At 46.8% G+C, this 14,647-nt stretch carries 10 protein-coding genes; 7 read left to right on the forward strand and 3 right to left on the reverse strand.

Features of this window, described 5'->3' with window-relative positions; genetic code table 11:
- Positions 1–53 precede the first annotated feature (53 nt).
- Positions 54–977: an aspartate carbamoyltransferase catalytic subunit gene (locus ACYVE4_RS16550; RefSeq protein WP_461041278.1), complete on the forward strand. Its 924-nt coding sequence runs from the start codon at positions 54–56 to the stop codon at positions 975–977.
- A gap of 115 nt (positions 978–1,092) precedes the next feature.
- On the opposite strand, the gene ACYVE4_RS16555 is transcribed toward ACYVE4_RS16550, so the two are convergent.
- Positions 1,093–1,638: a hypothetical protein gene (locus ACYVE4_RS16555; protein ID WP_461041279.1), complete on the reverse strand. Its 546-nt coding sequence runs from the start codon at positions 1,636–1,638 to the stop codon at positions 1,093–1,095.
- Positions 1,639–1,837: 199 nt separating this feature from the next.
- Here ACYVE4_RS16555 and recQ point away from each other — a divergent pair, with 199 nt between their 5' ends.
- The 4 genes from recQ (at position 1,838) to ACYVE4_RS16575 (ending at position 7,987) form a co-directional block, all read left to right on the forward strand.
- Entirely contained in the window at positions 1,838–3,970 is a 2,133-nt protein-coding gene (gene recQ, locus ACYVE4_RS16560; RefSeq protein ID WP_461041280.1) for a DNA helicase RecQ, read from the forward strand.
- 183 nt (positions 3,971–4,153) lie between these two features.
- Positions 4,154–5,245: a lytic transglycosylase domain-containing protein gene (locus ACYVE4_RS16565; RefSeq protein ID WP_461041312.1), complete on the forward strand. Its 1,092-nt coding sequence runs from the start codon at positions 4,154–4,156 to the stop codon at positions 5,243–5,245.
- Positions 5,246–5,435: 190 nt separating this feature from the next.
- Positions 5,436–6,671, forward strand: coding sequence for a lytic transglycosylase domain-containing protein (locus ACYVE4_RS16570; protein WP_461041282.1), 1,236 nt, complete (start codon positions 5,436–5,438; stop codon positions 6,669–6,671).
- Between the two features lie 89 nt (positions 6,672–6,760).
- Positions 6,761–7,987 carry a lytic transglycosylase domain-containing protein gene (locus ACYVE4_RS16575; protein WP_461041283.1) on the forward strand — a complete coding sequence of 409 codons (1,227 nt, stop codon included), beginning with the start codon at positions 6,761–6,763 and terminating at the stop codon, positions 7,985–7,987.
- Between the two features lie 10 nt (positions 7,988–7,997).
- Here the strand turns inward: ACYVE4_RS16575 and ACYVE4_RS16580 are convergent, their stop codons facing one another.
- Together ACYVE4_RS16580 and ACYVE4_RS16585 are read right to left on the reverse strand one after the other, a co-directional pair.
- Positions 7,998–8,999 (reverse strand): DUF4249 domain-containing protein, encoded by a 1,002-nt coding sequence (locus ACYVE4_RS16580; protein WP_461041284.1) that lies wholly within the window; start codon positions 8,997–8,999, stop codon positions 7,998–8,000.
- A 29-nt stretch (positions 9,000–9,028) separates the two neighbouring features.
- Positions 9,029–11,380 carry a TonB-dependent receptor gene (locus tag ACYVE4_RS16585; protein WP_461041285.1) on the reverse strand — a complete coding sequence of 784 codons (2,352 nt, stop codon included), beginning with the start codon at positions 11,378–11,380 and terminating at the stop codon, positions 9,029–9,031.
- 458 nt (positions 11,381–11,838) lie between these two features.
- Between ACYVE4_RS16585 and ACYVE4_RS16590 the strand changes: the two genes are divergently transcribed.
- Both ACYVE4_RS16590 and ACYVE4_RS16595 read left to right on the forward strand, forming a co-directional pair.
- Positions 11,839–12,183: a hypothetical protein gene (locus tag ACYVE4_RS16590; RefSeq protein ID WP_461041286.1), complete on the forward strand. Its 345-nt coding sequence runs from the start codon at positions 11,839–11,841 to the stop codon at positions 12,181–12,183.
- A gap of 81 nt (positions 12,184–12,264) precedes the next feature.
- Positions 12,265–14,592, forward strand: coding sequence for a metallophosphoesterase (locus tag ACYVE4_RS16595; RefSeq protein WP_461041287.1), 2,328 nt, complete (start codon positions 12,265–12,267; stop codon positions 14,590–14,592).
- Positions 14,593–14,647 lie beyond the last annotated feature (55 nt).

Genomic DNA, 14,647 nt, shown 5'->3' on the forward strand with positions numbered 1-14,647 from the left:
TCGGTTTCCCGCGCTGAGAATTATCTTTGCCCAATTTTAGCCGCATCGCTCTCATGGCCCAATCTCTCAGCGTCCGCCATTTGGTGGGCATCAAAGACCTGACCGAGTCTGATATTCAGCTCATTCTGGAAACGGCCAGTCAGTTCAAGGAAGTTATTAATCGGCCTATCAAAAAAGTACCTTCGTTGCGCGACGTAACCATCGCCAACGTTTTTTTTGAAAATTCAACCCGTACCCGTTTATCATTCGAACTGGCCGAGAAGCGGCTCTCAGCTGATGTCGTTAATTTTTCTGCATCAGGAAGCTCGGTCAAAAAAGGCGAAACGCTACTCGATACGGTCAACAACATTCTGGCTATGAAAGTCGATATGGTGGTGATGCGACACAGTAGCCCCGGCGCTCCGCATTATCTGACGAAACATATCAAAGCCAACGTTGTCAACGCGGGAGATGGCACGCACGAACACCCTACACAAGCTCTACTCGATTCCTTCTCGATTCGGGAAAAACTCGGCGATGTAGCCGGAAAACGTATCGCCATCATTGGTGATATCACGCACTCACGGGTGGCCCTATCGAATATTTTTTGTTTACAAAAGCAGGGTGCAGAAGTTATGGTTTGCGGCCCTAAAACCTTAATACCCAAACACATTGAAGCATTAGGTGTAACAGTCGGCCACGATGTGCGGGCTGCCCTGGCCTGGTGTGATGTTGCCAATGTACTCCGCATTCAGTTGGAGCGGCAACAAATCAAATATTTCCCCTCCTTGCGTGAGTACTCACTCTTTTTCGGCATTTCCAAACAAATGCTCGATGAGCTCGACCGACCCATTATTCTAATGCACCCAGGCCCAATTAATCGGGGAGTAGAATTAACGTCCGATGCCGCTGATTCACCGCACAGCATTATTCTCGATCAAGTCGAAAATGGCGTCGCCGTTCGAATGGCGGTGCTGTATCTGCTGGCGCAGTTATAGATTACCTCATCCCCTCTTTTAGGAGAGGGGATGAGAATCGTCTTTTTTCAGCCATCTCTTACTGCAGGATAGGCACGGGATAATGCTTAGGCTGGGGTAGGTAGTTCAACAATACCTACTTTGCACTACTTAGATACGTCTTGTTTCCGTTCTTATTGATGTAGTATTTTCCGCCACGTGGCCCAGTCATTACTTTTTCTCCGTTGGGGCCTTTCATGGATGGATCAACTGGCGCTTTGTAGTCAGCAGGAGTGGCTTTTTCCTCTTTCATGGCGGACTTCGACGCTTTTGCCATTTTATCATCTTTTAAACCTTCAGCCTTTACGTCTTTTTTGTCAGCTTTTGCCGCCATCTTCTCCGCCTTTTTATCGGCCTTATCCGCCATTTTATCATCCTTGGCAGCTTCTTTTTTCTCTGCTTTTGCATCTTTCTTTGCTTCCTTGGCAGCATCCTTTTCCGCTTTCGCTACGGCTTTATCCGTGCTAGTTGTCGCATCTTTTACGGCCTCTTTAGCCTGCTTTTTCTCAGCTTTGGCAGCAGCTTTCGCGCTTTTATCGGCCGCTTTCTGTTCTTTTTTCGCCGTCTTATCATCCTGAGACCAGCCGTTGAAGGCAACCAGCAGACCAAGGCTTAGACACAATACTGAAAGGATCTTTTTCATAATAATTGGATTTGGGTTTATGAGAACTACTTGATTCTTACACCGGAAAGTTGGGCATAAAATCAACAATCCGCTAATGAAAATTAAGTAAATTTTACTTAAATTTGATAGATAGAAGTAGCTCAAGGTTACCAATTACGGTTCAATTCGTCTACTTCCTGCGTCCCGATCTGACGTACGTTTATTTACGCCATACGCAATGATTAGTACAACCCCGCTCCGTACGCAAAACCCCGCTGATTATCTTAAACGCTATTATGGCTATGATCGCTTCCGACCAATGCAGGAAGCTATTATTCAGTCGATTCTGAGTGGACGGGATACGGTAGTGCTTATGCCAACGGGCGGTGGCAAATCGGTTTGTTTTCAGATTCCGGCCCTCATGCTGCCCGGTGTTACCATTGTTGTCTCACCCCTGATTGCGCTCATGAAAGATCAGGTGGGGGCGTTGCATATGAATGGTATTCAGGCGGCTTATTATAATAGTACGCAAACTTCCCGCGAGCAGCGCGATATTGAAGATGATTGCCGCAGTGGAAAACTCAAACTCCTTTACGTTTCGCCCGAAAAACTATTAACGGAATCATTCTTTAACTTCCTCCGGCAGATGAACGTGTCATTATTTGCCATTGATGAAGCGCATTGTATTTCGTCTTGGGGGCACGATTTTCGACCAGAATACACGCAATTGCACGTTTTGAAAGAGCAGTTTCCAGACGTACCGACAATTGCGCTGACGGCTACCGCTGATAAGCTCACCCGGCAGGATATTGCGACACGACTCGGCATGAACAACCCGGCGGTCTTTGTCTCTTCGTTTAATCGAACGAATCTGAGTTTACAGGTTTTGCCAGGGCAAAATCGTCTGCAACAAATTATCCGGCTGCTTCAGCAAAAACCGGATACGTCAGGAATTATTTATTGCCTGAGTCGAAAATCGACGGAATCACTGGCAGCTAAGTTGCAGGAAAAAGGGTTCAGCGCGGCATTTTATCATGCCAAGATGGATGCCGACGATCGGAATAAAACTCAGGAAGCATTCCTTCGCGACGACGTTCGGATTATGTGCGCAACGATTGCGTTTGGGATGGGAATCGACAAGTCGAATGTGCGCTGGGTGATTCATTACAATATGCCCAAAAACATCGAGAGCTTTTATCAGGAGATTGGTCGGGCAGGGCGAGATGGTGCTTCGGCTCAAACCGTTCTGTTCTACAGCTTTGCCGATGTGGCGACATACAAGGAAATGCTGGCCGAAAACAATCCGGCCAATCTGGGCTTACAACTGGCAAAACTGGAACGGATGCAGCAGTACGCCGATGCGCACACCTGCCGTCGCCAGATTTTACTTTCCTATTTCTCCGAAGAACTCCCCGAACCCTGTGGTAACTGCGACGTTTGCCGTGACCCGCGCGTTACCTTCGACGGTACGATTCTGGCTCAGAAAGCTTTATCGGCGATTATTCGAACGGGCGAGCGCGTGCCTATGAATTTGCTGATCGATATTCTGCGCGGTTCACGCAGTCAGCAGGTGTTACAAGGAGGCTACGATCAAATAAAAACCTACGGTGCTGGACGCGACATTCGGTTTGAAGACTGGCGAAATTACATTCACCAGTTAATTAATATTGGGGTTATTGAAATCGGTTACGACCAGCATTATGCCTTACGTCGAGGCATTTTGGCCGATCAGGTGCTGTATGGCGGTCGGAAAATTGATCTGGTACGTCCCGACGATGCGCCCAAACCCGTTGTCGAGAAAACGCGCACTAAAACCGAAACCCAGCGCGACGAACTCTTCGAACGACTACGGGTCTTACGCAAGCAACTTGCCGACGAGCAGAATGTACCGGCCTACGTTATTTTTACCGATACTACGCTCGAAGACATGGCTCGCCAACGTCCAACCACACCCGATGCGTTACGTAACGTAAGTGGTGTTGGTGAGCGAAAACTTCAGCTTTTTGGCAAGCCGTTTCTGGACGAAATTGTCGGCTATGTACGAGGTAAAGTACAGGCGGGAGAAAAGCCTAAAGGTTCTACGCAATTGATCACGCTCGAACTCTATAATAATGGACGTTCTATTGAGCAGATTGCTGCCGAACGACAACTCACAACGGGGTCTGTAGCCAGTCATTTAGTACAACTTTCTAAAGCTGGCTACGATATCGATTTAACCTCACTAATTAACCCTGCCGAACGCCAGGAAATTGAACTTGCGATTGCTGCTGTCGGGCTGAGTGAAGGCCGTTTAAAGCCTGTATTTGACCATCTGGGAGGTAAGTACGATTACGGAAAGTTAACGCTTGTAGCAGGACTTTTATATGAATAAATCTAGTTTTCAGCCAGGACCGTTGGATAATTCTTAGAAAAACATTTGGCTCTTACGAGTAAAAACGCTAAATTCGTATCCTTTTGGATGATCAACCCGCTACGCATGTACGGGTTTTTTCGTCTTTTTTGTACCACAACAACTAATGTAATTTTGATTAAAGAAGTAAGTTTTTCACTGCTCATGGCCGCCGTAAAACCGGGAGTTGGTGTCGCAACTTTGCCACACACATCTTCTCTTTTCGGAACCGATACGAGCCGGGTACTTCCGTCATCAAACGGTCTGAACAACCCCCAACTATTAGTCGTCGATTCGACAAAGCGTTTATTTCCTATTTACTTTTGCGGAGAAGAAGTTCCAGTTAATGAGCCTCGTGTAGCGGGCCGATGGGCACAAACGCTACGTACGTATGGCGCTCAGGATGAATTTCTGATCGATCTTCGAACCAAAGCATCGGAGTTTTTTACCATTATTGACCCGATCCTGCGCAAATACAAAATTCCCCGTGATTTTCGGTTTATGCCTCTGGCAGAAAGTGCATTGAATAATCACAGCGTATCGCGTAAAGGAGCAGCTGGTTACTGGCAAATTATGCCAGGTACAGCCCGCGAGTTAGGGCTAAAAGTAAATGGTAAAGTCGATGAGCGACGTGATCTGGAAAAAGCGACAGTAGCAGTTTGCCGGCACTTACACCAATTGTACCGAGTGCTTGGTTCCTGGACGTTGGTAGCAGCGGCTTATAATGGTGGCATTACGCACGTAATGAATAAAATGGAGCAACAGGGTCAAAAGAATTACTACCGACTCCGACTTCATCGCGAAACCAGCCATTACTTGTTTCAGATTCTGGCATTCAAAGAGTTACTTACTAACCCGCGTCAGTATGCCCTGTTATTGGATGGCGCAACGATTGCCGAATTAACAAAACCTCTACCAAGCTGGAACAAGCCTTTGGCTCAACCTAAAAAAATTAAGGATGCGCCAACAGTCGAATTAGTTGATGATGATTTTATGTCTCCTACCTGGGGACCACGTCCTAATATGGCCTTAACTAAAGCTCCATCGGATACCGATCAACTCATTGCCTCGGCAGCTCTGGTTAAACATACTCCAAATGCTCCCGAAGCAGAGCTGGAAAAGCAGGGCGCTCATCTGCCGATCAAAAAGCTTATGATGGGCTTAATGGTTCTCCGGTTCCGTCGTCCACGCATTCTTCAATGGAACAAAGGAGACGGCGAAGGGATCCGTCCGCTCCACTTCTGGGATTGGTTATAATATTATTTGAATCTTTTTTTCGTACAAAGGCCGCATTGCAGAAGCGGCCTTTGTTATTTATTTTACAGTTAATACAACTTACTCATCAAATAATAGTACCAAATTCGAAAATCAATCACAAATCCGTTACTTCTTAGTCGCTCGTAAAGTCTAAATAGCAATAACCCATACTCACGTACTTGCTGTTTTAATGAATTTATTAGCCTCACTTTCGTTGGCGACCAGCCTGGTAGTAACAAACATCCCAACGCCTACCAGCTTTTCTAAATCGACAGGTGATTTGTTGATTACGTCACTATCCATACCTTCCGGATTTGATCCGGGATTAACTCGATCGCTTCCCGCTGTTTATTTCTGCGGTGAATCCGTTCCGTTACATGAGGAAGCCGTTGCTCGACGACTAGTGTCGGCGTTAGCGCGTAATACGTCCCAAAATCAAGCTGTCTACCAGCTGCGTCAACGGGCGGCTGTCTTTTTCCCGGTCATTGAACCGATTCTCGACCGCTACAACATTCCACTGGATTTCAAGTATTTACCTTTGGTTGAAAGTGCCCTGAGAGGTTTTGCCGTATCCCACAAGGGCGCTGTAGGGTATTGGCAGTTTATGCCTGCAACAGCCCGCGAATTAGGTTTACTTGTAGAACCTGGTTACGACGAACGGCAAGATCTGGTTAAATCAACCAATGCAGCCTGTCGGTATTTGCGCTATTTATATAATCGCTTAGGTTCGTGGACGTTGGCGGCAGCCGCTTACAATAATGGCATTGGTGCTCTGTTAAGCAATATCCGTCGACAGCAACAACGCGACTATTATTACCTGCGCCTAAATGCGGAAACAGGAAAATATCTATATAGAATTCTGGCCTTTAAAGAGCTTTTCTCGAATTATCGATCCTATCGGCAACTGATTCCAGAACAAATGATGGCGTACCTGAGCGAACCACTCACCCCTGGGCATGAAGTGAATCAGACGGAGGAAATACTATCTGAATCGGTCTTGAATGAAGCGACTCAAAAAGCTATAGAAGTTCCAGAGGAAGAGATTGCACAACCTGTCGCAAATCGGGTGAAAGATATTCCGCTTCCCAACGCAGCCGATGTTTTCCGGGGCGGTATCAAAGCCAAGCTGATTGAAGCATCGGGCGCACAACGCGGGTTGATGTGGGTATTTCATCTTACCCGTACGGGTATGGCTGATGGTAAAACCGTTGAGGAAGGCGATGTCTTGTACGCGGTGGTAGAAGATGTTGACCCCAAGACGGATAAACTTTATTTACGGGCAGACAAGATTTATTCAGCCAGCGAAAAGCGAATGTATAACATGGCGCTAACGGCTATTGATGCCTCAACGGGTCGTATCGGGATTAAGTTATCGGAAATCGACCAGGTGAAAGCGGGTTGGATTCTTACCTGGAAAGCCCTATAAATCGGTTCGACTTCGGCAGATAGTTGTTCATCCGAACTAAACTTCCCGTTTGATTCGTTGTCTTTTGGTTCAACCAACTGTTGTTTGTTTTGAAAATAGCGCCTATCTGGATTATTCTACTGGTATTGAGTGCTGGAACGATTTTTCATCCCGTTACAGCACAGAAAAAGCCAGTAAAGAGTAAACCATATCGCAAACCAATCGCTCAGGCGCGGCCACTTGTCGGGCCGCAACGATTGCATTTTTGTGGTGAAATTGTCCCTACTGAGCAGGGAGACGTATCCGCTAAACTCGCTCTCACGCTTGCGGGGAGTTCAGGCTATATCCGGCATCTGGATGGTCTAAAAACTCGGTCGGCGCCCTTTTTCGCGATTATTGAGCCTATTTTGGCTAAACATAATATTCCGAACGATTTTAAGTACCTCCCATTGATCGAAAGTGCCTGGCAATCGAACGCAGTTTCGTCGGCGGGTGCTATTGGTTACTGGCAATTTATGGACGATACCGCTCAGGACATGGGCCTCTCCATCACGCCGGACAACGATGAGCGTACTGATCTCCACAAATCGACCGAAGCAGCTTGTAAGTACCTGAAGTTTCTGTATCAGAAATTAGGTTCGTGGACGCTCGTAGCGGCTGCTTATAATGGGGGGGTTGGCATGGTTCAGCGAAAAATCACCAAATCAGGCCATCGTGATTATTACGCTATGACCATGAATCCCGAAACGAGCTATTATCTCTATCGGATTCTGGCTATGAAAGAACTGTTTACCAATCCATCTTACGGCGTTGGGTCGGTCGGTGTGTTGTTAGCTGCCTCGGGCGCAGCCTACGAACGAGAGCGGGAACAAGCCCGGCGCATGGGTTGGCTCCAGGATAACGACCCTGAACCCGTTGGCACGCCAATTGAATTGGAAGCTAGCAACCCCACGAAAAATGAAGCGATGGTAATGGACAGTCTGTTGGTCGAATTACTCAAAGTTCAGCCATCCAAACCAGCTGTCTTTGCTGGGGATGTGTCAGCAAAACTAATTAAGGCAGGGCCAGCAAAAGTTGGTCAAAGCTGGTCTTTTGAATTAGTTGACGACATTCAGATTGGGGAGGACGAGCTAAAAGCAGGTGATATTCTATACGCCATTGTTGACGATGTTGATCTGCAGGGAAATTTGTTTCTAAGAGCAACGAAGGCTGCACTTTCTCAAACCAAAAGCACGGTTCCCATTACGCTCACAGCCATGAATCCTGCCACGGGCCTAGCTGGCATTACTCGCCCCAAAGTCATCAAACCCGGCTGGATTGTTCAGTGGAAGCTGTAACCGGTTCAGACTACCAACCTTCCGGCTCGGTAACAGGAACCTGTCCATACGTATCCCGACAATCGCCGGGGGGGAGAATCAAACTAGACAGGTAGCTGGTTAGGGCTGGATAAAAGGGAGCGTTGTAGTTCTGCAGGCGCAAGCGTTTACGCGTGATTGAGGTGACGGCGAAGTAGCCTCGTGCGGCATCCGTTGGATTGCTAGCATTCACGACATTACCCGTAACGGGCGCAGGAAGCGGATCGAAAATACTGCCTGTTCGCGCGTTTTGCTGCTCATACAATTTCCAGAACTGGTAATTCGATTGGGTTATTCCGTATTGCAGCAATTCAACTAATTGCGGTCCAATAGCATAAACCGGAAGTTGCAGCACGAGTCGGTTGCGGATCGAGTTTCCGTTGATCGCTTCATCACTATAAACGTTTACCGCATTTGTCGATTCAGTGGTCCAGCAGCGATAATTACACAAACTAGGACTGGATAGGCTACAGCGAACTCCTATCGACAAACGAGTGGTAATGCCATACCCTGTCCAACGATAGTAATTTTTTTGATTGGCTGGATCGCGCGTATTGATTCCATAGGCTACCGCATAGGGCGTAGCGAGATTACCCGTTTTAATCAATTGCCCGGAAATACTATCAATCACAGGTACAGCAGGCATCTGTTCTGGTTTTGTCACATAACGTTTTCCGTCGCTCAAGACAATGGATAAACTATACGACCGGCCAACTTGCCCTCGAAATGTCGTATCAGTTGTTCTATAATTCCCCTGCCCTATTGATGTAAATCGTGTTGAACGTCCCTGATCGTCAGCCAGCGTAACCTGCGCTTCCCGTACGTATTGATCGGCAGGATTTTGCCCGCTACTGGTATAATTACCCGTATAAGTCAGCCGGACGGAATACGGAGGAGCCTCGTTCGTAATCTGCCCTTCTACAACTAAACGAGGAGCTTCGGTGCGAATAGGCAACTCTACCTGATCGATGCAGGAAACGAGAGCAGTCAGCATGAAAAAATAGGCTAAATACGGACGCATACCTAGAAATAAAAATTATACGCAATTGACGGAATCACCGTGCCAAATACCGACAGTCGATACGATTCCGTACGTTGGTTATAGCGTGTGAAATAAATGGAGTAGGGATTTTTGTGGGCATATAGATTATATATGCCCAATGTCCATATTCCATACCGACGTTGTGCTTTGTTAAATCGAGTATCCTTTGAGAAAGCGATATCCAGTCGATGATAATCCGGAATCCGGTCCGCATTTCGTCGCGAGTAGTCCTGTACAGGCTCGCCATTGTAGGTAAACTGTCCGTCAGGATAGGTAGCTGGTACGCCGGTGTAATACACAAAATTGGTGGAGAACGTCCAGTTGTGTGAGAGTGCCAACCGAGTCTGGAAATTTAACGTATGCGGACGGTCGATATAGGACGGATAGTAAGTTCCTCCATTGATTCGCAATTCATCGAACGGCGTTTGAACGGCAATTAACGAACGAGCATAGGTATAATTGAACTGCCCGGTAAATTGGCCTTTGTTTTTACTAAGCCCAAACTCCACGCCATATGCCCGACCAGCCGCTGGAACTATGGCCGTTTCGAGCGTTGGATTCAAAATTAAATTAGCGCCGTACCGGTATTCAATCTGATTTTGCAATCGTTTATAATAGCCTTCGATACTTAGTTCGTAGGTATTATCCTGAAGATTTTGAAATAGACCGAGCGAAACCTGATCAGCAATTTGAGGTGGAATGTAATGGTCACTGAGTTTCCAGAAATCGAGTGGCGTAATGGCTGTTGTATTCGAGATCAGGGCCAGATACTGCCGGGTTCGACCTAGGCTGGCTTTGATCGCTCTATCTTTAGCTAACTCAATTCGTAAAGCCAATCGGGGCTCTAGCCCGCCGTAAGTTTGAATCGTTTGCTTGCCATAGCGAACGGAATCCGTAATCGTTTCGGGCGAACGGGGCAGATTCTCGGCATACTCATAAACCGTCTGAGGCCCCAGAAACGCAAAGGCCGAATAACGCAATCCAGCCTGTAAAGTAATCTTAGGCGTTAATTCCCATTCCGTATTCAGATAAGCCCCCAGTTCCCGCCCACGTTCGGGATTAATCCGCCGGGGATTAATGCTTGAGTTTTCACCCGTTGGTTCAACATCACCCGTACTCGCGTCGTAGCGGATGGCATTCGCCCCCACTTGAATTTTATGTTTCTTATTCAGCGTATAAAACAAATCAGCTTTGCCTTCTCGCTGCTCGATATAAGACGAAAATCGAAAGGTCAGGCTGGGCGCAATACCATCCACATTTAGATGGTAGCCACTATATAACGCCCTTACATTCAGTTGCAAATTAGGTTTGATGAGATAACTCCAGTGCCCCGTCAGCACATCCGATGTCCAGCTATAGATCGTATCGCCGGGAAATTGAAACTTGTCCTGACTTCGATAACTCGACAACGAAATCGTATTCCGATCATCGGGCGTATAGGTCAACTTCAGGCTACCATCGTAGAAAAAAGCACGGCTGTTTTTAACGCTTTCCGTCGGAAACAACCGCAGTAAATAATTCGGAAACGCTATTCGACCAGCCGCTAGCAGTGTCAGTTTCTTCGTAATAGGCCCTTCCACAACAGCTCGGGCACTAACCGGACTGATCCCACCCGATACGCGCCAACCATCTTTATTCCCGTTGCGACTGTTCATCAGCAGCAAGGACGACACCCGACCACCGTATTGCGCCGAAAAAGCTCCTTTACTCAGGCTTACGTCCTGAACCAGATCCGGATTTATATTCGTATAAAAACCAAGTAGATGAGACGTACTGAACAACGGAGCGCCATCGAACAACACTAAATTCTGATCGGCGCGACCTCCCCGAACATTGAATCCGCCCGCACCTTCACCGGCTGTTGTCACCCCTGCCTGGAGGGTAAGTGCTTTCAGAATATCGGGTTCGCCTAAGACAACGGGCATGCGTTTCAGTTCAGGCATACTGATCTGAATCTGCCCCATCTGTACGGTTTTGATGTTTTTGTCCTCACGTGTAGCTCTTACATCGACCTCATCAAGATCCGTAGAACGGGGTTGAAGGTAATATTCAACACGTTTGTTGAAATCCAGGACAACCGTTTCACGTCCGCGCATATACCCTACCGCCGAAACATATAGGGTAAGTACTCCTGGCACATGATTGATTGATACAACCCCAACGCTGTCAGCTTTTGCCCCCGATTTCGTTTCGGCGATCAATAAACTCGCTCCAGGTATTGGCTTTTTAGTAACGCCATCCCGCACAACAAGGGTTAGTCGAAGTTTTTGTTGTGCGAAAATCGATGACCAGAAAATACAGAAAAAGAAAAGTAGTTTGAGCCGAAGCATCATAACGTAGAGTACCGATAAAAGCTAAGAACAGGTATTATAGTACAAAGTGTTCGAAATCATAGTACATACTCTAATGCTACCTTAAGGATTGATTAATCTGTACATAGTTATTTTTTAACTTTTTTATCTGACCTGATCAACCAGCCACTTCAAGCTGATAATACCTACTGACTTGACCACTGGATCAGCTTTTTCCGATTTACTTATCCCTGTTAATTTTCTATCGTAAACAAAATGTACAACGGCACGAATGTTGTTTGTAAACATTTGAATAAGTAATGGATAAGCCGTTTAATATCTTTTCTGCGGGCATATTAAACGAATCCTATACACACACGCCCGACCCATAAGATGAAATCAGCTCGCAATTCTTAGCTGTTCTCACTTAAATTCTTACAACTTTGATTGATTATTTACGCTCAACATTACACTCATTCGTTAATAACTACCAGGCCGTTATGTGGCGGCTACGCGAGTGCTCGCTCAACGATGAGCAATTAGGAATTGCTGTAGGACTAAGTGGTAATGCCATTCGAAATCGACGTAGCAAACCCGATTTATGGAAATTGTCGGACGTTGAACGGCTGGCTGCCCATTTTACGTTACCAGCTACGGCCTGTTTTCAGTTGACTAAATTGCTTAACGAACTACCGGGTACGCTCAGGCAATTACCAGCCGATGAGCGTCGTCGGTTTGAACGTCAGATGCTGGTCAAAATGGCTCAGTTGGAGTCTTATAATCAAAGTGACTGGCCGGTGCGCAATCTGTTAAAAATGCACCAGGCATTGCACAAAGGCCGCTAGACAACCTATTGGCCGTTACGAAATTACAGAAGGAATTTAGGCATAACGAATGTACTTTTACGGTAACTTCTGGTTCACCGTATGAAAGTCAATCTTTATATAGCTGTACTTCTCCTTATTTGTTTCGTCTCTAAAGATCTTCTGGCACAGGCGCCTATTCTTGTAAGAGGGCCTTATCTGCAGGTTGTTACACCAACATCAGTAGTCGTGCGTTGGCGGACCGATCTGCCAACAATCGGACGGGTTTGGTTTGGGGCATCGGCGAATCAGCTGACAGGAAACATAAGCGAATCGGGACCAACACAGGAACATGTCATCACGTTGACCGGATTACAACCGGCAACCCGATACGCCTATGCAATTGGGTACGATGACAAACAGCTTGCAGCGGGCCCCGATTATACCCTTAAGACAGCCCTCCCAGCCGGTGACAAACGACCGGTTCGGATGTGGGTGTTGGGCGATTTCGGGAGTGGTAACGATAATCAAACCGCTGTTTATCAGGCCTATCGTAACGCTACTTCCAATCGCCCTGCCGATTTATGGCTATGGCTGGGCGACAATGCTTATTCATTCGGTTTTGAGGAAGAATACCAGCGGTTAGTATTTCCGGTTTATGCGCCTACGCTCCGGAATACACCCATTTTTATAACCCCTGGCAACCACGACTATGCTGACAGCCAGACAAATTTCAATATTCCCTATTACAACCTGTTTTCATTCCCTCAACAAGGGGAAGCGGGTGGAGTAGCGTCGGGCTCAAAGTCTTACCATGCTGCCAATTATGGCAATGTTCACCTGATTACGCTTGACTCACAAGGCCGCGAAGATGGCCAGTATCGGCTATATGATACGACTTCGGCACAAGTACAGTGGCTCAAACGCGATTTAGCCGCCAATAAACTTCCATGGACAATTGTGATTTTTCACCATCCTCCTTACAGTAAAGGTGGTCATGATTCTGATACGGAGGAATGGATGCGGTTGATACGCGAGAATTTAACCCCTATTCTAGAGCGCTACGGCGTTGATTTAGTGCTGAATGGCCATAGCCACGGGTACGAACGCACTTATCGAATCAAGGGTCTTCAGGGATTGGCAAAGACGTACGATAAAGGTAAACACGTTGTTGAGAATACGAATGGTCGTTACGATGGCTCACCAAGCTCCTGCCCTATTCTATCGAAAGGCCAGGGGACTATTTATATAGTGAATGGTTCAGGCGGACAGCTTGGTGGCCAGTCAGCCGATTTTCCGCATCCGGCCACGGTCTACAATAATGTTACGCAGGGTGGATCGATGCTTTTAGACGTGAACGACAACCGACTCGATGCACAATTCTTACTGACCGATGGTTCGATAGGTGATCGATTCACGATTATGAAAGATGTCGGTAAAACGGCATCGTTAGCGAGTGAATTTGGGGATACTCTTCAACTTTCGGCCTCCTGGATTGGCGATTATCGCTGGCCAACTGGTCAAACTAATCGCACGATCCGATACGTAGCTGATAAAGCGGGGACATACCCTGTGAATGTTACTGACCCGCAAAATTGTCTCACCGATCAGTTTACCTTAAACGTCCAGCAGCCACCTAGAATAACCGCTAAGATTTCCGCTGGAATGGTCGTATGCATGGGCAGCTCCTTTGCTGTAACGGCCACGCCGGAGAATACGACAAAAGCGGCTGGCTGGCAATATGATGTGTTACTCTCGGATGCATCTGGCAATTTTACAACTGCGCAAACTGTAGGTTCAGGAACTTTATCTACCTTAAAAGCTACGCTTCCGGCAAACCTATTAGTTGGATCAGGCTATCGATTATTAGTAAGACCACGGGGCATACCGTATGCACAACTCAGCCCAAGCGAAACGTTTGCTGTAAAACCAGCACCAACCGCTACGATATCGGGTTCAACAACAGTGTTACAGGGACAATCCGTTTCGCTTTCAATTGCCTTCACAGGTGATGCCCCCTGGAAAGGAAGTTTATCAGATGGCACAGCATTTTCGAGTAACGTAACGCCAACCATTCTGACGCTACAACCTGCTAAATCAATTGTGTACACAATTACCAATGTTGAAAATAGCTGTGGAAAAGGCACGGGTTCGGGCCAGGCTAACATAACAGTAATGCTCCCGACTGCAACAGAAGAATTAACAGACGACCAATTAAAGGTCTTCCCAAATCCCACGCATGACGTAGTTCGTATTGAACTTCACATCTCTCAGAAAAAAGATATTAATCTTACTCTCCTGGATCTGAATGGCCGGTCGGTTATGCATAAGCAATTCGGCCCGGTATCATCACTTTCCGAATCGCTACCCATGCCCCAGGCACACGGAACCTATTTACTAAAGGTTCAGGTTGGCCAACAGACGTTAACCCGAAAAGTGGTTCGTAACTAGTAAAAAAGGGTAGAAAAAGACGATATGATTTTGTCTTTTTCTACCCTTTTTTGAT

The organism is Spirosoma harenae (genome assembly GCF_054776975.1).